We start from the raw sequence: 19796 nt of genomic DNA, 5'->3' as shown, positions 1-19796 counted from the left end.
GGGCTTCGGCAAGGGGATTAATTGTGGGCACGCACCACCTGGTCGGCACGCATCTCCTTGTAGAGCAGCTCGGCCTGCTTCAGGTAGGTATCCCAGGAGGCGGAACGCTTGGTGAAGCCGGTCTGGGCGTAGCTGCCGGTATCGCCGGTGGCGGGCAGGTCGTTGATGTCGAAGATGGAGCCACCGTTTTTCACATGCTCATTCAGGGCGTCGAACATCACGTTGAAACCGATGCGGGCGGGCTCGACGTAGTGCACCGAGTCGTACTTGGACTGGCGGTAGTGCTTCTTCAGCGAGGCGTCACGGATCTCCTGCTTGGAGTCGGCGAAGATCTCGTCGTAGTACACGTCGACAATCTCTTTGCTGTCGGTATCCACCACGAAGCGCAGCAGCGAGGTGACGCCGGTCCAGCGGCCCTTGGCATCGGTGAAGCGCTCAGCGTTCTGGTACATCTTCAGCTGGGTACCCGGGCCCTGGATGCGATCATGGATCTTGGCGGTCAGGGGCACCATCGACTGCTGGATGGAGTTGGAGGCGCCCGCCACGATGTCCAGACCCTGGTACTTGAGGCGGTTGGGTTGTGTCAGTTTGTTGGCCAGCTTGGGATCGTAATCCGGGTTGGGTTCAAAGGTCAGTTTGTCCTTCTCCACCATCAGCTTTTCCATGGTCAGGGCAGATTGCACCCAGGCGGTGCCCTTTTTCTTGCCCATGGAGAAGTTGTACTCGGACATCCGTTTAGGCACATCCTGATAGAGGCGGGTGTAGTAGTTGGGGCGGCCGCTCTCGTTGAATTCCGCCAGGATCACGTCACTGTTGTCGTTGCTGTCCAGCACGATGATCATGCTGCCCATGTGGCCCTGACGGAAGCGGGCTTCCTCGTAGTAGTAGTCGCCCTTGAGCAGGCCCAGCTTGGGTTGAATGGACCACTTCAGCTTGAACTCGTCGCCCTTACCCTCGGAGGATCCCACGGGCTGATACTCGGGGGTGGAGCCATCGGTCCGAGGCAGGCTGTTGATCGCCTGCAGGATGCCGTTGGAGGAGAAGGTGGAGCCGGAGACGGCATCGATGCCTTCATGGCCGTTATTGCTGACAATCTTGGGGAACAGTCGTTCGGCGTTGAGGTAGAGCGACTCGGTTTCCTTGTGGGACTGGGTGGTGATCTGCTGGATCTTGCCCTGTTCAACCTGCACCTGCAGGGTGATGTTGCTCTTCTTGCCCTTACCGGAAACCTCGTGGGTGCCGTCTACGTATTTGCCCTGAGGCGCCTGGCTGGCGCAACCGGTTATGGCCAGGGCAACCAGGGTTGCGGCGGGTAGTGCGTAGCGGCGTGTCTTGTTCTGTGCTGCCATCGATGGCTCCTAACTCGTTTGTATCTCGTTGATGCGGGTCGGAGTTGACCTTTGACTAGCAGACTAATTAAACGCCGTGAGGGGCAATATAGTGGTTTTCCGTAGCGCGGGAAGAAGGGTGATCGGTTTCACACTGGGTTGAGTGGCCTGGAGTTTGGTCGTAAATCAGTTCTGGCAGAGATGGGGCAGGGGCTGCCATTGGGGCGCCCGCTCTATGGGGTGTTGCCCCAGGAACCGGCTGAGCAGCTGGTAGATCGGCGGATAGGCCAGGTTCAGGGCGATGGGATCGGTGAAAAAGGCCTCCAGGCAGACGGCGAAAAATTCCGCTTCGTTTTCGGCGCCGTAAGGGTCTATCCACAAACGGTCCCAGGCCAGGTTTGCCTGGGCCGATCCCTCGGGCAGGGACTGGGCCAGCTCGGCCTGACGGTATTGGCTGATAAAGGCATTGGGGAACGCCTCCAGCCATGGGTTTTGCAGGGCCGCAGGCAGAGCCGGCAAGCCGTCGGCGATGCCGCCGTTGGCCATATCCAGCTTATGGGCCAGCTCGTGGATCACCAGATTAAACCCGCTCCATTGCCTGCTGTGACCCAGCTCAGACAGGGACAGGATCACCGGCCCCTGTTCCCACGCCTCGCCCGACAACTCCTCCATGCTCTGGTGTTCGACGCCGTTGTCGTCCAGGTAGTGGCGGTCGCTGACAAACTCTTCGGGGTAGATCAGCAGCTCGTGGAACACCCCGTAGGCGTCCAGCCCAAGGTTGAGCACGGGCAGGGCGGCCATCAGGGCGATGTCGATGCAGTGATCATCGGTGAGGTTGGCCCCCATCACCGGGGTGAAGCGCTTGTCGTGGAGGAAGCACCAGCCCAGCTCCATCAGCCGGGTCTGCTCGCCTGGACTGAGACCATCGAGAATGGCCAGGGCGTCCAGATTCTGCTGCCAGCGGGCCCGGCGCTCATGGTCGAAACGGGCCAGCAGCCTCCGTCGTCGCCAGTTGGAGAAAAAATCAAACATGGCGATAGCTTAGCGGCAGAATCCAGGTAAGGGAATGGGGGCGAAAGCGACAGCAAAAAAAAGGCGGCCCGAAGGCCGCCTTGCTGTTGGGGGATGTTACTGGTTCTGCCAGTGCAGCACCTGAGCCCAGGCCAGGTACGGGCGGTACCAGGTGACCTGACCATACTGACGCAGCACATGCTTGTTGATCTCGGTAACACGGGCATCCCAGGGCGCCAGTTCTGACCAGTCGTACCCTGTGGCAATCTGATCCCAACGGCCGCTGATGCCGCCGCCGGCGACGTCGTAATGCAGCATGCCAGGCGCCATGAACACCTTGTCGGTCAGGGTCTTGGTCAGACACTTGATGTCGCTGTCGTCGGAGGCATAGCCCTCGTTGTAGGCGGTCACCATGAAGCCAACGTCCAGGTGGGCGTGGTTTACGTCTTCCAGCTTGTTGTCACCGCTGCTGTTGAAGGCGTAATCCCAGGTGCAGGTGCCGTCACTGTTGTAGCGCATGTGATCGGTGAAGAAGCCGAGGATATCCCGTACCCGCTGCTCCATCACTGGCTCGCCGCCGGACAGCCACTTGTTTACGTAGATCATGGCGATGCCCATGGTCATGTCGTGGTTGTAGGGCATGGGGTTGGAGAACAGCCCCGAGTCGCCATAGTCGCTGTTCTTGTAGTTCACGTAGAAGTAGGACCCCTGAATCGCACCGTTTTTGGTGGTGCTGTAGGAGGAGTCGTGGCTGCGGATGATCCGCGCCGCTTCCGCCAGGTACTGGTCCGCTTTGGCGGTGTACTGGGTCTTGTTCTCGGACTTGATGTAGTCCGCAATCCGGGTGATGCCGTTGAGGATCTGGCCATCACTCAGGACCTCAATACGCCAGCCGTTGTAGGGGCGACGCCAGCCGGGCGCGGCCTTGCCTGGGTTGTTGAGGTAGTACTTGGGCGCCAGGTTATAGGGCTGGCTTCCCAGGTTCAACTCGCCACGGGCAACTCGCTTCTCGTCGGTGTAGTTGAACATGTGGTCAATCAGCTCAACGGCGTAGTCCAGGTACTTGTCGTCGTTGAAGGTCTTGGCCATGGTCAGATAGGAGCGCAGCCAATAATGGCCCTCCCAGGCAAACTTCTTCTGGTCGTTGCCATTGGTGGTGTTCAGCAGGGGACGGCCGTTGCCGTACACCTTGTTGAACTGAGCATCCCACTCCGCCTGAGTGGCCAGCAGAGGGCGTGGAGCCACTACGTTCTGGCTGATGGTCAGGAAGTCACCGGAGCCCACGTTGGCCAGGTAGCTGGCGTCGGTGCTGTTGCTCTTGGTTTCAATTACGCCCTGGCTGGCATTGAAGGTATAGCCGCGAACGTTGTCGTCGTTGCTGTAGTCGATCAGTGCCAGAGACTGCAGGGCGCCCTTGCTGTAGCTGCTGCCGTTGCGGAAAGCGGCATCATAGCTGGCGTTGGTGGACACAGCACCGTTGTTGGTGGAGACCGTGGTCTGGCCGTCAGACGCGGTCAGCTGACCGGATTTGACGTGAATCTCTACGTAACGGGTCTGACCAAAGGCGAAGCGGTTGTCGATGCGAACCACAGAGCCACCGAACTTGGCTTCCACGCTGTGATGGCTGAACGCCAGGTAGTTGCCGTTGCCGCTCACCAGATAGCTCTTGGCGTCGGCGTTGCTGTCCAGCTGGCTCAGCCATCCTACTACGCGGTACTCACCGCCGGGCTGCCAGGTATGCAGATCCAGGTAGGCACCGTTGCCGCTGAACTGTACCGCCTTGGCGTCGGCGGGCAGCAGCAGGCCGGCATCCGGGTTGGTGACCGGTGGATCCACAGGATCGGTAGGTTCCACGGGATCTGTGGGTTCAACCGGATCGGTCGGCTCGACGGGGTCCGTCGGTTCCACAGGATCGGTAGGCTCCACCGGATCCGTGGGCTCAACCGGGTCGGTTCCGCCGTTCTCAGGGTAGAAAGCACTCCACTGAGCCTGGTCGAAGTGAGTCGGTTCGGGGTTGGTTACCTTCAGCGGGCCCTGGAAGTAATCAGAGCTGCTGGTGTTGTGCACAGTACCGTTGTTGCCGCCCAGCTCCACCATGCCCTGCTCGGCATCGAAGGCATAGGTGCGTGAGTTGGCAGGATCGGCGTAATCGATCAGGCTGATGGCTTGCAGGGCGCCCTTGGAGTAGGTGCCGTTGCGGCGGAAGAGCCAGTCGAAGGAGACGGCGGTCGGATCAAAGGCGGTGCTGCTGGCAGAGGCGGTGGTGACACCGTCGCTGGCGGTCAGCTTGCCGTGGTCGATGGTCACATCGATGTAGCGCTGACCGGCGAAGTCGAAGTTGCCCCAGATTCCGGGGAAGTCACTGCCGTACTTTACCTGGATATCTCTGTGGGTGAAGCCAATAAACTCGGAGGTATTGGAGTTGCTCAGCAGATAGGTGCGCGCACCGCTGTCGCTGTCCAGCTCGGCCAGCCAGGCGACAACCCGGAACTTCCCTTTGGGCTGCCAGGAAGCAATTTCACCAAAGTTGTTGACGCCATCGAAGCGCACCGCCTGACCTGAGGTGGAGGGAGGCGTGGGCTCAACGGGATCGGTGGGCTCAACTGGGTCAGTCGGCTCAACAGGATCCGTGGGTTCAACCGGATCAGTTGGTTCTACGGGATCCGTGGGTTCAACCGGGTCAGTGGTGTCAGAACCGCCAAACACGGCTTGCCACTCGGCGTCGCTGAACACGCTGCTGTCGGGGTTGATCACCTGATGGGTGCCAACGGTGTAGTCACTGGTCTGTACGCCAGAGAGGGTGTTTACACCGCTGGTGCCGCCGACCTCTGCCAGGCCCTGGCCATTCTCAAAGCCATAGGCGCGTGAGTTTTCCGGGTTCACCAAGTCCATCAGGATGATCGCCTGTACGCCAGCTAAGGAGAAATCTTTGCTGCCGCGGCGCATCAACCAGTTGTAGCTGACGCTGGTAGGGTCGATGGCACTGCTGTTGATGCTGTGGGTTACCTGACCATCTGTTGCGGTCAGTTTGCCAAAATCGACGGTCAGATCCAGATACTTGGTGGCGTCGAAGCTGAACTTGTTCCAGATACCGGGGTATTGGCCGTTCCACTGGCCCTGAACGCTGCCGTGGTTCAGGCCAATGAACTCTTTGGATTTGGAGTCACTGAGCAGGACGGTGCGCTGGTCGGCAACGGGGTCGAGTTCGTTCAGGTAGGCGATCACGCGGAACTTACCCGTGGGCTGCCAGGTGGCAATCTCGCCGTAGGCGTTGTCACCGTTAAAGCGTGCTGCGGCGGACTCACCGGAGGGCGCCGGCTCGACTGGGTCAGTAGGCTCTACTGGGTCAGTAGGCTCGACTGGGTCGGTAGGCTCGACTGGGTCAGTAGGCTCAACGGGATCGGTAGGCTCTACCGGATCAGTGGGCTCTTCGGGGCCGTTGCCAAACGCGGCATTCCATTGACCATCGTCAAAATGGTCAGGGGCGGGGTTGCTGATGGTGTGAGGGCCGGTGCGCCAGTCGCTGTTATCAATGTTCACCAGCGGGTCAAAGGACGCGCTGCCTCCTACCTCGACCAGGCCTTTGCCTTGATGGAAGGCGAAGGCTCGGGAGTTGGCGGCATTGCCCAGATCGATCAGGGCCAGGCCCTGAATCGCCCCTTGGGAGAAATCGCTGTAACCACGGCGATAGAGCCAGTCAAATGCGGTCGCAGTAGGCTGGATGCTCTTGTGGCGGACCGTTCTGGTGTTGTTGCCGTCGGACGCGGTCATCTTGCCAAAGTCCACCTGGATCTCCAGGTAGCGAGAGGTGGCAAAATCCAACTTGTTCCACACCCCCGGGTAGTTGCTGCCCCACTTACCCTGAACGCTGCTGTGGGTAAACGACAGGAAATCGGTCGTTGAGGAAGAACTTAGAAGGATCGTCCTGTTACTGGACGTTGGATGCAGCTCGGCCAGCCAGGCGACAACCTTGTAGGGGCCGCTGGGTTGCCAGGCATCGATCTCGGAATAGGCGTCGCTGCCGTTGAAATGAACGGCGTTGGAAGCGTTTACGGTCGTAGGAAAAAAAATAGAGAGAAAGAAAACAAAAACAAGGGCATGCGATAGCGCACCACCTTGCCCCAGTGGTTTCCCCCAAATAAACTGCCGAGCCATAATGACAAGCCTCAATTTAGCTGGGCAGACAAAATGGCAATGTCAGTGAGGGACTGCGACAACAAGACACAACCTCCATTTTAACAAGGAGTTGTGTGTCCACAGTACACCATCGACATGAGGTAATCCCGCTATCATGGACCGAAGTCTTTAGACCGGAAATATTGCGTCCTCAGCTTTCGCTAAGTTTGCCTTTGTCTGCTGTCGTGGTTACATCTGTCGTCGGCAACATGGTTATAACATTCCTTATGCGTTGCAGACGACCCTTGTGCCCGTAGGCGAGGATAGAATGCCTAAACGGTGATCGTAAAACAACCTAATGTATGGATGTTTGGGACAAAAATGGAGCAATGTGGTGTTTATCTGACCTTAAAACAGCAACTTCCATGAGTGGTAAAATTTTTGTTATTTACTATGCGCAAAAGGTTCTTTGTCAGTAGGGGAAATTTATTTTAGGCGGTGATTGTTTGAGGGCTGAATCTCGTTTGTGAAGATGGTGTGACCAGACGCTGCCCCTGGAGGGGGTTTTTTCCGGGGAGGTGGAGGGACCCGAATAGCCTGCCTAAACTTAGAGCAGTTAATGGAAACAGAGAGTTGACTTCGTGGACGAGACAACAGTGCCAGTCAGCGAATGTGAGCAACGGAATGACACTAACCCTTTTCTGGTGCAGCCCGGTGAGCTAATTGACAGTCTGAGGGGCTGCCCGGATGGGACGCCTCTGTTTGTGGACGTAGACGATACTCTGTGGCTCAGTAACTCCACTGAGCAGTTTATTGCGTCGGTGCAGCCCTCTTTGCTGGTGGCCCTGCTGCTGCAGTTGATGGACTTGCTTCAGCCCTGGCGTTGGTTCAATGGGGCCGAGCACCGCCACTATCGCGACCTGTATCGAGTCAAAGCGCTGCTTATCCTGTTTCCCTGGTCCAGAAAATTGTGGGCCAGACGCGTCAGGCAATTGGGACCGGAGTTGATTAACCACAGGCTCATGGAGCCGCTGCTGCAACACTGTGGCCCTATCTATCTGGTGAGCTACGGATTTGAATTCATCCTGATGCCTTTGCTGGAAGCGGCGAGGGTTCCCTGGCCCTTGCTGGCCAGCTCAACTCTGGACAATGCCGTCTTTTTCCGTCAGCTGGGAAAAGCGCAGTTCATCAGACAGTCTCTCGGCGAGGAGGAGGTGGGCCGCGCCTGGAGTGTCACCGACAGCATGTTAGATAGAGATCTGCTCGAGTCCAGCTCGAAGGGGCTGTTGTGCCGATGGCCTGAGAGCCGCTCCGTTCGGGCTGGCATCGATCCCATGCTGCCCTTCGTCTACACCAAGAAGGTGAAGCGTCCCACGGAGAGTTACTTTACCCGAGCCGTTATCGGGCATGACTACCTGACCCTGGTTCTGGTGTTCGGGCTCGCCAGCCCGGAACCTCTGCTCACCTGTGCCAGCCTGTTTCTGTTCCTGCTGTCCTACTTCAGTGCCTATGAGATTGGCTATGCCGAGAATGACAGGCTGGGGTTGCTCTACGAGGCCAAGCCCAAGGTCAGCGAGGCGTTTCTTCGGCTGGGTTGTGCCTTTCGTCCCTGGTTTGCCTGGTGCTGCGCCATGGCGCTGGCGTTCCCAGCTTCCTGGCTGGCGCGAGACTTGAGCTGGGTTCCCCGGACGACAGGTTTGCAGGGGGGAGAAGCGGCGCTTTCTGTCTGGATCAGTTTTATGTTGTTGCTCCTGGCGGTGAGAGTCACCTTCTACTGGTTTAACCGCATCAAGGAAAGAGGGCGCGCGGTGCCGATGCTTCTGCTGCAATTGGCGAGAATCGCAGGGTACTTTGCTGTGTTCAGCTCCTCCCTTGTCGGAGCACTTTTCTGCTTTAGCCACGGCCTGTCCAAGTGGATACCCTATGTAACCTACCGATTTGGTGGGGAGCGCAAAGGGATGCCACTGCATCTGTTCAATGCCTTGATGCTGTTTATGGTTCTGTTGATCTGCTGGGCAGCCGGTGCGACAACCTGGGAGCAATTAACCCAGTGGCATACCCTGGTCATCCTGCTCTACGTTGCAGTTCGTGCCGTCAAGGATGTGTGGGGGTTCAGGGCGGCCATGGCACCGCTGAAGCCCGCAGAGAGGGGAGACCCTGGCGTGTTGCCCCCTGGCGTCGAGGAGGACAAGAGGGTCTGATGGCGGCGCAGGCCCCATCGGCAGCAGCTCTTGTCAGGTGGTCGCTTTGTTTGACGGCACCAGTTGAAAGTCCCGGTTGTAGCCGTCGATATGTTGCTTCCTGCTGAACTTCTCGGCCAGCAACTCCTGGTGAGCCAGCAGCCAGTCGCGGTAATCCCGCTGGTTCAAAAGTAACTGCTCCATGGCATCGGCCACCGAGTCGTCGCTGTAGGGATTGGCCACCACCCGTGCTGGAACATCGTCAAGAAAGCCGTCAATGCCGGTCTCTTCGGAATGCAGAATGGGGACGCCACTGAGCAGCGCTTCGACGTACACCATGCCGAAGGTTTCATCGATGCTGGGCAGTACCATGCCGCCATACTGTGGCAGGGCAGAGAGCAGGCTGGTGTTGTCCATCTCTCCCTTGAGGATGACCCTGTCGCCCATGCCGGCAGCGTCGATCAGTTGTCTGGCGTCCTCGACAGCCTGATCCGTGCCCCCGCCAATGATCTCCAACGTCAAGTCAGGGTATTTCGGTGCCAATTGGGCCACCACCCTAACCAGACGGGCGAGCCCCTTCTTCCTGAGTACGTTGAGATCCATAATAGAGACAAGCCGATCGGCCTGAAAGTCCGGTGTGGTATTCCAGTGACGCTCGGCGACAAAGTTGGGCAGGAGTTTCTGCTTCTCCGGTGGAAGATCAAATCGTGCGTTGAGCAGGGGCTTGAACCAGGCGGAGACATAGTAGATCCGCGAGGCGTCTTTCAGTTGCCGTTTGAAGAACAGATCATAGTGGGGCTTATATTTGAGGATTTTCGCTTCCGCCTCCCCTCGTACCGAAAGCGCCAGGGGAGCCTTCAGCCAGCGGGCCAGCCACCAGCCGGCAATGCCCTCGAAGGCAAATTTGTGGGCGTGGATCAGGTCAAAGCTGAGTCCCTCCCGGCGTAACATTCGGTGTATGCGCCAGGCTACCAGGGTCATGCTGATGAACAGCAGCAGGCCGTAGGGCAGGCCCCAGTATCTCATTGAGGTGACGTGCTGGTCTCCCTGATCATCCCCCTCCAGTGCATTAATGGCGAAAGGATTGGCGGTGCGCCTCAGAGCAAAGACCCGGTAGTCCACTTCCGGGTTGGCGCGAATGAAGTGCCTCACTGCCGGTGTGTTGGTGTCCCGGTTCAGTGAGGGGTATTCCACCGCCAGGTGAAGCACCCTCTTGCGTCGCCCTCCCATCCGGGGAGTGGGTGTGCCAGTCACGATTGATCCCCCCAGGCGTTGAACAGGAAACTCAGGTTACCCAGCAGATAGCGTCGCCACATGCGCCCGGGCTCCTGCAGCAGCCGGTAAACCCATTCCGCTCTCATCGTCCTCACCCAGTCCGGCGCCCTGTGTACTTTGCCAGCGGTGAAATCAAACAGGGCACCGACGCCGATGGCCACCGAGGCCCCTGTGTGTGGGAGGTAACGCTCAATCCAATGCTCCTGCCTGGGGTTGCCCATGGCCACAATCACCAGATTGGCCCCGCTCTGCCTGATGGTGTCGCAAATCCCGGTTTGCGCCTCTTCCGGGGCAAAGCCATGGTGATACCCCACCCACTGGTGATTGGGGTAGCGGTTACGCCAGATGGTGAAGCATCGAGAGACACTCTCCTCATCGGCGCCCAGCAGGAACACCTTCAACTGCTGGCGGCTCTGTGCCAGGTATCTTGGAGTGAAATCGGTGCCGTTGAGGTTCTCATTGAATCCGCGACCATATTTCCAGCGACTGGCGATGTCCACGCCGACGCCGTCGTTGACCACCAGAAAGCGGTTCAGCACCGATTGATACTCGGGATCTCGCCTGGCCAGGTTGATGGTATGGGCATTGGCGTAGGCCATTTTCAGAGGCGTTCTGTGCTCGACGGCGTCATCCAGCAGATGAATCACCTCCTCGCCGCAGCGCGCATCCAGGCGGACACCCTGAATCACCCTGGGTGATTCCAGTTCCAGCCGGTAGGCGCGAATGAATTGCCGAGTGACTCCGGGCCAGGCGTAGCGTTCGGCACTCTGTATCGCCTGGGAGCGTTGGCTGGCGTAGCTCTCCTGGCAGCCCTGCATAGCGTGGTGGATGGCCAATGCGGCTTCGCCGGGGTCGTCGAAGTCCACCACTCGCCCGACCTGGGCTCTGTCGATGATGCGGCGAAAGCTTGGAATGGGGGAGGCCAGGGGAATGAGCCCCGCTGACATCCCCTCCACCAGGGTCAGGCCAAAACCTTCGTACTCCGAGGCGCTGACGATAAAGCTGGAGTCACCGACCCGTTGGCGGATCTGCTCATCGGAGAGATCCGTTTCTATGGAGACGCAATTCTCCAGAGACAGTTGCGATCTCAGTTGGGTCAGCCGCGTCAGATTGTTGTCCCAGTCTCGCCCAAGGATTCGAAGCTTGGCTCCAGGCTGGAGCTGGCGCAGCTTCTCCATAGTGAAAAGCAGCTTGTCTATGCGCTTATTGTCGGAAAATCGTCCCAGGCACAACAGGTGAGGGGTCTGCACTTGGCTCCCCAGGTCGGAGAATTTACCAATCTCTACGCCATTTTCCACCAGCTCCAGCCTGTCCGGGGTCAGGGGTTGAAACAGCTGGGCATCATTGATGCTGCAGGCAAAAATCCGGCTATAGGCGGTCAAGGTGCGACGGGTAATGGTGTGAAAGTAGAACTGCTTCAACGAACGGGCAAAGTGGGTGTGAAAGAAGCCGCCATGGGTGGAGAGAAACATCGGTTTCTTGTGACGGCGTCGGGTCAGTGCCAGGTAGTCGGCAAAGAAATCCACTCCGTGCACATGAATCAGGTCAAAGCTGGCCAGGTGTTTTAACACGGAAGGGGCGATGGGGTATTTGTAGCTGCCTCTGTAGGGAATTCGGATAACGGGGATCCCTTCGACCAGCTCCTGATCCGGCAGTATCTCATCGCTTCGGTGAAACACCCGGTTGACTGTGAGTACCCGGGCGTCCAGGCCCTGACGGCGCTGCTCTGTGACCAGGCACTTGACGAAGTTCTCCAGCCCCCCGATGGCGGGGGCGAACTGACGGACAACGTGGAGTATGCGCATCCTGGCTCCTACTTGTAGATCTGAACCGGAGGGGTATTAAAAAAGAATCGCACCTTGCCCCAATTGGAGCGCATCTTCATCAGGTAGCGAAAGCTGCGTTTGTTGCTCAAAGGGCCGCAGACCAGTGCCAGGGCTCCCGCCACACCGGCTTGAACAGCGGCTCGACTGCAGTGCCAGACTCTGGCGGGAAGGGGCAGGGCAGAGAAGAAGATCACCGCGTAAGTTTCACCGATGCGCGTCGCCTTCCGCATCAGGTAGTCCTTGTTGAGTCGGTTTTCTTCGACGGTTTCGGACACCAGAGCCTCCCGGCAGCTGACGATGCGGGCACCGCGTCGGTGCATGCGGTTGAAAAACTCGGTATCGCCTCCGCCGGTGATGCCGAAACGAGGGTCAAAAGGCGTGTCAGGGTGCGGCAGCACCTTGCGGCTGACCAGGGCATTGCAGGTGGATCCGACGCTCATCTCTGTCCCCGTGGGCGGGGTGTACTTTCGGAAGAAATCGCCGTCGAGAATCCACTTGGGCGTCTGCGGAGGATAATCGATGTGGACGGCACCCAGCACCACGTCGGCTTCGTGGTGGCGGGCACATTGCAGCAGGGAGGCCAGCCAGTTGGGTTCGGCAATCTCATCGTCATCGATGAAGGCCAGCCAGTCGCCCCTGGCGTTTTTCACCGTGGTGTTTCGGGCACAGCAGATGTTTTTTTCCGGCTGAATTTCATAATGGACCCGAAAGGCGGTGCTCCGTCGAAAGGCATCCACCACGGCCTTGCCGGAGCCTGCGGCATCGTTGTCGGCGACAGAGATCTCCATGGCCACACCCGGAGGCAGTTTCTGCTCCTGAAGACTGCTTAGCGTTTCCAGTAGCTGCGGGCGTTTGTAGGTGCACAAGCAGACACTGATGGTCTCTGTCATCGAATTCTCTCCTTGTCCATATAGAGCCGGGCCACAAGAGCCAGCATCAAAAGTTGTATCACCCAGAGGGAGTGGCTTCCCCTTAGCAGACTGCTTTCGGTGATGTTATGCAGCAGGGTTAATAGTAGTAGGATCCAGCAGAGGATGAAGAGCCCGGGATGTTGATCTCTGATGGCTCCGGATTGGCGGGCAAACTGAACGATAACCAGCAGATAGACCGACAGGCCAACGATGCCCAGTTTGGCGACCAGATCCAGGTAGCCGTTGTGCCCCTGATTGAGCAGGGTGAGGAAGCCTCGCCCATGGACGATGTTGGGCGAACTCAGCCCTATGCCCCAGAATGAACCATAGCCGTGGCCCAGCAGCCAGCGCTTGTCGATCTGCTCCAGCAGAAAGGCCCAGATATAGTCCCGCCCGGTGAATCCGGTATCAGACATAAACAGAGCCAGGAACTGCTTGATGTGCCAGTCGTTCCACGCCAGCAGCACAAACACGGTCAACACACTCAGGGTGCTCAGCACCAGCATCAGCAATCCCAGGTTGAGTTTGAAAGTGCGAGCCAGAGATTGGGCGCCGAACACCATGCCCGGCACCAGGAAAAACAGGCCGATGGAGGTCTTGGACACGGACAGCAGCAGCAGCCCAAACCAGAGGAGCAGATAGAGGTTGTTGTGGAATCGGCTGATGCTCGCCTTGTTGAAAAAGCGCACCGCAATGCCGATGAACAGGGCCTTGAGTGCCACCGCGCCCATCACATTTTTATGACCGTGAATGCCGTAGAAATAGCCCTCAATATCAAAGCTGCCCAGGCCGACGGCGATCAGGTTCAGGCCCAGTGCCAGGGTGCCGGTGCGGTAGATGACAAGGGGCAGCAGGTAGGGGCTGCGCAGGTAGCAGACCCCGACAAAGATGCTGGTCATCACAAAGATCAGCAGCACGGTGCGGCGAAAGGCGATCCCGGGAGCCAGTGCCCAGAGTACGCTGAACATCGCCAGGGCCGCGATGATCACCAGGGGCCATTGAGACAACAGCATCTGCTGGAAGCGCTTTGGCTGGCGGGCGATGACGTACACGGAGATCCCCATCAGGCCTATCCAGAACAGTTGATTGAACCGGTTTCCCGTTGAGGTGCTGGCGGAATGAGCCCCCACCTCCAGGTCCTCCAGTTCCACTGCGGCGGTCAGTTGTGGCGTGAGCACGTCAAAGGAGAGGGCTGTGACCAGGGCGATAATCAGAACCGCCAGGAGGTTGTTTTGGGTGAATTCGCGACTGTCTCTGCCCACAAACCAGCTTATCAACCCTCTAGTTATCATTGGTGACTCCTTGGGCGATGGCCTCCCGTGTCGGATGTTGCAGCAGCTTCAGCACATAGCCAAAGGCCACCGCCTCTCCAATGATCACCGAGACCACCACCCAGGCGCCTCCTCCGGTAAGCCCAATCAATGCCAGGGAGGCGAGGGCGAAAAAGGCGCCCCATAGCGTTGCCTTGGCCAGGGGTTTGAAGCGGTTCTGGGCCTGAATGGCGGCACTGCCTGTGGCGCGCAGGTGGAACAACAGGGTGACGACGGCCCATTGAAGGGTGACCCAGCCGACATTCCGGTAGTCGTCGGAAAAAAGGTGGGCGTCCAGCAATGGCCAGAACAGAAACAGGGCGAGACTGAACAGCAGGTTAAACAGCAGGAAACCGATGAGCCCCTGGCGAACCAGTTTCTGAAAGCTCTCCTGCTTCCCCTCGGCATTCAGGCGGGCCAGGGTCGGCTTGGCGACCCGGGTCCAGGCCGAGGTGATGATATTCAGCGGGCCAAAGAACACCCGGCCGGCCTGGATAAAGCCTACCATGGTGGAGCCAAACAGCAGGCCCACCACGAAGATGTAGCCCCGGTTTTGGATCTCCGTGGTGGTCACGCCCACCAGAGACCAGCGTGACTGCTGCCAGACCGGAGCATAGTGCGAAGCCAGTTGCCGCCAGTGCATGGGCTGCAGCAGGGGCACCTCCTTGACGAGCATGTACCCCAGGCTCAGCAGCTGGCTGATGCAGAGTAGCCACAGCAGCTGGTCGAGGGACACATCGGCCCAGCCCAACTGCCACCAGAGCAGGCCTGCCCCCAGGGCAAAGAGCATCACAAACGCCAGATCGGCCCAGAGGACCGGCATCAGCTCCAGCTCCGCAGACCAGCGGCAACGAAAGTACTCCCGCAAAAGCCGGATAACAAAGAACAGAGTCACCAAAGCGGACGAGGCATAAGGCTGAGCCAGTCCAGGTACCATCTGCAGTAGGGTGCACCCCAATGCCAGTGCGATAAGGAAGAATACGTTGCCCCAGGAGAGGGTTCGGCGCAGAGGGTCTGGGTCATCCCTGGCGGGTATCAGTACTGAATAGGGGGTGTTGATCAGGGCATTTTGCAAGCTGATGAACACAAAACTCAGGGTAAACAGGATGGAGTAGACCCCGAACAAAGCCGGCGTCCAAAACTTAATCAAAGCCAGGTTGAGTCCAAAGTTGAAAGCGCTCAACAGGCCCTGGTCGATGGCCGACACCATTACCTTGGATTTCACCCAGCCTCCAGTTGCATTGCCACCCTGTCTTATAAACCTGTACAAGCGTCTGATTTTCAGCTTAGACCCAGAATCAATTTCCTGCGCTCTTTCTGCCACTTGCCGGGCGGCCTCGGGATCCACTGCTATCCTTTAGCCCATGGAACGATGGCGCCGGAATGCGGTGGCGCACAATTCAGCAATGGAGCAGGCACTATGGCGACACTTCTACCCGTGGTACTGGCCGGTGGAGCCGGAACTCGTCTCTGGCCCCTTTCCCGAACTCTGTTTCCCAAACAATTTCTTCCTCTGGCCGGCGAGCACTCCATGTTGCAGGAGACCCTGTTGCGGCTCTCCGACGTGAAGGTCTCGCCGCCGACGGTGATCTGCAACGAAGAGCACAGGTTTATCGTCGCCGAGCAGTTGCGCGGCATTGACCTGCTGGGGCGGATACTGCTTGAACCTGTGGGCCGCAACACCGCACCGGCTCTGACTCTTGCCGCATTGGTTCACCAGCAGGAGGACCCGCTGCTGCTGGTGCTGGCTGCGGACCACGTCATCAAGGATCAGGGGGCGTTTACTCAGGCGTTGGAGGCTGCCATTCCCCTGGCAGATGCGGGCAAATTGGTGACCTTCGGGGTGGTGCCGGACTCGCCTCATACTGGGTACGGCTACATCCGCCGGGGCGACGCCCAAGGCCAGGGGTTTGCCGTCAGTGAGTTTGTGGAAAAGCCGGATACGGCGCGCGCCCAGGCTTACCTCAAGAGCGGAGATTATTTCTGGAACAGTGGCATGTTCCTGTTCCGGGCCAGTCGCTTCCTGCAAGAGCTGGGTCGGCACCGGCCGGCAATTCTCGATGCCTGTCGCCAGGCGACACAGGAGCTGAGCCAGGACCTGGACTTTATCCGGGTGGCGTCTGAGCCCTTTGAGGCCTGCCCGGAAGACTCTATCGATTACGCGGTGATGGAACATACCGAGGATGCGGTGATGGTGCCCCTGGATGCGGGGTGGAACGATGTGGGGGCCTGGTCGGCCATCTGGGATGTGCGTCCCCACGATGAGCAGGGCAACTCCCTGAGGGGAGATGTACTGATCCACGATTGCGAAAACTGCCTGATTCAGGGCCAGGATCGCCTGGTGGCGGCCGTCGGGGTAGACGATCTGGTGGTGGTGGATACCCAGGATGTGGTGCTGGTGGCCCATCGGCAGCGAGCCCAGGAGGTCAAACACCTGGTGGAGGAGCTCAAGGCTCGGGAGCGTCAGGAGGTGGTGTGTCATCGCAAGGTGTTCCGCCCTTGGGGCAACTACGACTCTATCGACCATGGTCAGCGCTACCAGGTGAAGCACATTACGGTAAAGCCTGGTGCCAAGCTCAGTGTGCAGATGCATCACCACAGGGCCGAGCACTGGGTGGTGGTCAGGGGCACCGCCAAGGTGACCAATGGAGAGCGCACCTTCCTGGTGACGGAAAACGAGTCAACCTACATCCCCGTTGGGGTGGTGCACGCCCTGGAGAACCCGGGCAAGGTCCCCCTGGAACTGATTGAGGTCCAGTCGGGGGCTTATCTGGGCGAGGACGACATAGTGCGATTTGAGGACAACTACGGACGGACCTGAGCTATGGACAAGTTAACCTGCTTTAAAGCCTATGACATCCGCGGGCGGCTGGGGGAGGAGCTGAACGAGACTGTTGCCTGGCGCATCGGTCGGGCCTTTGCCCGTTACCTGAACGCCCAGACCGTGGTGTTGGGCGCCGATATGCGCCTGAGCAGCGACGCGCTCAAGCAGGCACTGGCCAAAGGGTTGATGGAGGAGGGGTGTGATGTGGTGGACATCGGCATGGTGGGCACCGAGGAGGTCTATTTTGCCACCCGCTATCTCGAGGCCGACGGCGGCATTGAGGTCACCGCCTCCCACAACCCGATGGACTACAACGGCATGAAGCTGGTGCGGGAGCAGAGCAAGCCAATCTCCGGGGACACCGGCCTCAACGAGGTGCGGCGCCTGGCCGAAACCGGCGACTTTCCTGAGGCGGATCCATCCCGGATGGGCAGGCTGAGACGCTGCGACCCCCTGGATGACTACGTGGACCACCTGCTGGGGTACATCGACATCACGACACTGGAGCCCATGACCCTGGTGATGAACGCCGGTAATGGCGCGGCCGGCCATGTGGTGGACGCCATCGAAGAGGTGTTTGAGCGGGGAGGGATCCCGGTGAACTTCATCAAGGTGCACCATGACCCCGACGGCCACTTCCCCAACGGCATTCCCAACCCCCTGTTACCGGAAAACCGTGCCGCTACCAGCGAAGCGGTGCTTGCCCATGGTGCCCAGATGGGCATCGCCTGGGACGGCGACTTTGACCGATGCTTCCTGTTTGATGAGCAGGGGCGCTTTATCGAGGGGTACTACATCGTCGGGCTGCTGGCTCAGGCGTTTCTGTCTCGCCATCCCGGTGCGCGCATCATTCACGACCCCAGGCTTATCTGGAATACCCGGCAGATCGTGCAGCAGAGCGGAGGGACTCCGGTGCAAACCAAAACCGGCCACGCCTTCATCAAGGAGCGGATGCGGGCCGAAGATGCGGTATACGGCGGAGAGATGAGTGCCCACCACTACTTTCGTGATTTCGGCTATTGCGACAGCGGCATGATCCCCTGGTTGCTGGTGTGTGAGCTGATGAGTCGCAGTGGTCAGGGTTTGTCCGAGATGGTGGATGAGCAGATCCGAGCCTACCCCTCGTCCGGGGAGATCAATTTTACGCTGGCCTCTCCGGCTCGCGCCATCAACCGGGTGGTGCAGTTCTACCGGGAGGAGGCCCAACAGCTGGATGAAACCGATGGCATCAGCATGAGCTTTGACCTGCCGGAAGGGGAGTGGCGATTCAACCTGCGCAGCTCCAATACGGAGCCCGTGGTGAGGCTGAATGTGGAGTCTCGTGGCAACGTCGAGCTGATGAGGCGCAGGACAAAAGAGATTTCAGCCCTGCTGAACGACAGGTCATGATCGCCAGCATGCTGGGGCCTGGCAACTGTCCTAGCGGGTATTGGGTGGAAGATATACCTGTAATCTCTTGGTTTCTACTGAAAATATTCGTCTACGCTTTATAGGGTAACCAGAGTCGTACCTCAAGGATGAGCTGAAGCGATGGGCGTTCTGCCTGCGGGATAACTTTGAAGCGGAATTCGGGGATATGCATTCAGCGTCACCGCAACACAAGAGTCTTAGCTTTTCTCGCTTCCACGGTTTTGCCGTGCTCTTTCGGCTGGTCGACATTGGCATTGTGCCCTTCAGCCTGTTGTTGGCCCAGCAGCTGATAGGTCGTCAACTCAGCGACCCATTGATGGCGTCCATTCTGGCCATTCTCGGGTTCTCGTTCTTCGCAGAGTCACTGGCTCTTTATCGTTCCTGGCGATCAACCCGACTCATGGAGCTGTTGATGACCAACTGGGCGGCATGGTTGCTGGCGGGTCTGTTTGTCTTCGGCTGGTGTTACTTGATGCCCGCCAGGCTGTCCATGGATCTTCCGATACTGATGGCGTGGGCGGTGATAGGCATGCTGGTGTTTGGCACCTTCCGTCTCCTGTGTCGACAGATGATTTTCTCGTTGAGGCGCCGCGGCTTCAATACCCAGACCGCGGCGATAATCGGCCTGACACGCTCCGGCATCGCCATGGCGAAAAGCCTTGAGGACAATCCTCAGCTGGGGATCCGGATGATCGGGTTTTTCGATGATCGGGATGCCGAACGCATCGATGATCAGGAGGAGAGTGAACGGCCGCCGATACTGCTGGGCAATGTGGATCAGGCGATAAAACTGGCGCGCAGTAACGCGGTGGACGTGCTCTATATCGCCATGCCCATGAGGGCTGAGGAGAGGATCACCGAGATTCTGATGATGTGCGGTGACAGCACGGCGGCGGTGCACATTATTCCGGACTTTTTTGTGTATAACCTGCTCCATGCTCGCTGGCATGAGGTGGGGGATGTGCAATCTCTGAGCGTGTATGACTCCCCGCTGGACGATCTGGCCAGTTGGGTGAAGCGGGTGGAGGACATTCTGCTGTCCACGGTCATTCTGACCGTTGTGGCCCTGCCCATGTTGCTGATTGCCGCCGCCATCAAGTTGACCTCTCCCGGGCCCGTGCTGTTCAAGCAGCACAGGTATGGCCTGGATGGCCGCAAAATCAAGGTGTGGAAGTTTCGCTCCATGACCTCTCTGGACAACGGTCCTGAAGTGAAACAGGTCACCAAGAACGACCCCAGGGTGACGCGGTTGGGGGGCTTTCTGCGGCGCACCTCCCTGGATGAACTGCCCCAGTTCTTCAATGTGCTGAGCGGGCAGATGTCGGTGGTGGGTCCCAGGCCTCACGCCGTGGCCCATAACGAGCAGTATCGGGCGCTGATCAGTGGCTACATGCTGCGCCATCACATGAAGCCGGGGATCACCGGTTGGGCCCAGGTGAACGGTTGGCGAGGGGAAACGGACACACTGGAAAAGATGCAGAAGAGGCTGGAGTTCGATCTGGCCTACATACGCGATTGGTCGGTCTGGCTGGACATCAAGATTGTCGTACGGACCGTGTTTCAGGGTTTTACCGGCTCTAATGCTTACTAAGGAAAGGAAAACGA

At 58.7% G+C, this 19796-nt stretch carries 12 protein-coding genes and 1 riboswitch; of the genes, 4 read left to right on the top strand and 8 right to left on the bottom strand.

What is annotated here, in order from left to right; all coding sequences use genetic code 11:
• Positions 1 to 17: 17 nt before the first annotated feature.
• The 3 genes from G505_RS0107725 to G505_RS23335 form a co-directional block, all read right to left on the bottom strand.
• Entirely contained in the window at positions 18 to 1349 is a 1332-nt protein-coding gene (locus G505_RS0107725) for an FMN-binding protein (RefSeq protein WP_028109044.1), read from the bottom strand.
• Between the two features lie 165 nt (positions 1350 to 1514).
• On the bottom strand, positions 1515 to 2360 hold the full coding sequence (locus tag G505_RS0107720; RefSeq protein WP_028109043.1) for a M90 family metallopeptidase: 846 nt from the start codon (positions 2358 to 2360) through the stop codon (positions 1515 to 1517).
• Positions 2361 to 2456: 96 nt separating this feature from the next.
• Entirely contained in the window at positions 2457 to 6161 is a 3705-nt protein-coding gene (locus tag G505_RS23335; RefSeq protein ID WP_028109042.1) for a hypothetical protein, read from the bottom strand.
• A 451-nt stretch (positions 6162 to 6612) separates the two neighbouring features.
• A riboswitch (cyclic di-GMP riboswitch) is annotated at positions 6613 to 6697 on the bottom strand.
• Positions 6698 to 7096: 399 nt separating this feature from the next.
• Between G505_RS23335 and G505_RS0107705 the strand changes: the two genes are divergently transcribed.
• On the top strand, positions 7097 to 8656 hold the full coding sequence (locus G505_RS0107705; protein WP_157509112.1) for an HAD family hydrolase: 1560 nt from the start codon (positions 7097 to 7099) through the stop codon (positions 8654 to 8656).
• A gap of 33 nt (positions 8657 to 8689) precedes the next feature.
• Here the strand turns inward: G505_RS0107705 and G505_RS0107700 are convergent, their stop codons facing one another.
• The 5 genes from G505_RS0107700 to G505_RS0107680 are packed head-to-tail and all read right to left on the bottom strand — an operon-like array spanning position 8690 to position 15182.
• On the bottom strand, positions 8690 to 9889 hold the full coding sequence (locus tag G505_RS0107700) for a glycosyltransferase (protein ID WP_157509111.1): 1200 nt from the start codon (positions 9887 to 9889) through the stop codon (positions 8690 to 8692).
• Entirely contained in the window at positions 9886 to 11715 is a 1830-nt protein-coding gene (locus G505_RS20900; RefSeq protein ID WP_051215980.1) for a WecB/TagA/CpsF family glycosyltransferase, read from the bottom strand. Before G505_RS20900 ends, G505_RS0107700 begins: the two co-directional genes overlap by 4 nt.
• 8 nt (positions 11716 to 11723) lie before the next feature.
• Entirely contained in the window at positions 11724 to 12626 is a 903-nt protein-coding gene (locus G505_RS20895) for a glycosyltransferase family 2 protein (protein WP_051215979.1), read from the bottom strand.
• The gene (locus tag G505_RS0107685; RefSeq protein WP_084643906.1) at positions 12623 to 13939 is read right to left on the bottom strand and encodes an O-antigen ligase family protein; all 1317 of its coding nucleotides are present in this window, start codon (positions 13937 to 13939) and stop codon (positions 12623 to 12625) included. Before G505_RS0107685 ends, G505_RS20895 begins: the two co-directional genes overlap by 4 nt.
• Entirely contained in the window at positions 13929 to 15182 is a 1254-nt protein-coding gene (locus G505_RS0107680) for a lipopolysaccharide biosynthesis protein (RefSeq protein ID WP_028109038.1), read from the bottom strand. The genes G505_RS0107685 and G505_RS0107680 overlap by 11 nt, the downstream gene beginning before the upstream one ends.
• Before the next feature lie 195 nt (positions 15183 to 15377).
• Here G505_RS0107680 and G505_RS0107675 point away from each other — a divergent pair, with 195 nt between their 5' ends.
• The 3 genes from G505_RS0107675 to G505_RS0107665 all read left to right on the top strand — a co-directional run bounded on the left by G505_RS0107675 (position 15378) and on the right by G505_RS0107665 (position 19782).
• Positions 15378 to 16778, top strand: a complete 1401-nt coding sequence (locus tag G505_RS0107675) for a mannose-1-phosphate guanylyltransferase/mannose-6-phosphate isomerase (protein WP_035385171.1) — start codon at positions 15378 to 15380, stop codon at positions 16776 to 16778.
• Between the two features lie 3 nt (positions 16779 to 16781).
• Positions 16782 to 18170, top strand: coding sequence for a phosphohexomutase domain-containing protein (locus G505_RS0107670; protein ID WP_028109036.1), 1389 nt, complete (start codon positions 16782 to 16784; stop codon positions 18168 to 18170).
• 187 nt (positions 18171 to 18357) lie between these two features.
• A complete protein-coding gene (locus tag G505_RS0107665; RefSeq protein ID WP_028109035.1) occupies positions 18358 to 19782 on the top strand; it encodes an undecaprenyl-phosphate glucose phosphotransferase in 1425 nt (474 codons plus the stop codon).
• Positions 19783 to 19796 lie beyond the last annotated feature (14 nt).

The organism is Ferrimonas futtsuensis DSM 18154 (genome assembly GCF_000422645.1).
In the GTDB taxonomy this organism is placed as follows: Bacteria; Pseudomonadota; Gammaproteobacteria; order Enterobacterales; family Shewanellaceae; genus Ferrimonas; species Ferrimonas futtsuensis.
Note: the sequence above shows the minus strand (reverse complement) of the source record. Positions and strands in the feature narration are given on the sequence as shown.

What these genes read in the sequence shown, in the direction of transcription:
- G505_RS0107725 (WP_028109044.1), bottom strand. Translation starts at nt 1,349, where the DNA reads ATGGCAGCACAGAACAAGACACGCCGCTACGCACTACCCGCCGCAACC.
- G505_RS0107720 (WP_028109043.1), bottom strand. Translation starts at nt 2,360, where the DNA reads ATGTTTGATTTTTTCTCCAACTGGCGACGACGGAGGCTGCTGGCCCGT.
- G505_RS20900 (WP_051215980.1), bottom strand. Translation starts at nt 11,715, where the DNA reads ATGCGCATACTCCACGTTGTCCGTCAGTTCGCCCCCGCCATCGGGGGG.
- G505_RS20895 (WP_051215979.1), bottom strand. Translation starts at nt 12,626, where the DNA reads ATGACAGAGACCATCAGTGTCTGCTTGTGCACCTACAAACGCCCGCAG.
- G505_RS0107685 (WP_084643906.1), bottom strand. Translation starts at nt 13,939, where the DNA reads ATGATAACTAGAGGGTTGATAAGCTGGTTTGTGGGCAGAGACAGTCGC.
- G505_RS0107675 (WP_035385171.1), top strand. Translation starts at nt 15,378, where the DNA reads ATGGCGACACTTCTACCCGTGGTACTGGCCGGTGGAGCCGGAACTCGT.
- G505_RS0107670 (WP_028109036.1), top strand. Translation starts at nt 16,782, where the DNA reads ATGGACAAGTTAACCTGCTTTAAAGCCTATGACATCCGCGGGCGGCTG.
- G505_RS0107665 (WP_028109035.1), top strand. Translation starts at nt 18,358, where the DNA reads ATGCATTCAGCGTCACCGCAACACAAGAGTCTTAGCTTTTCTCGCTTC.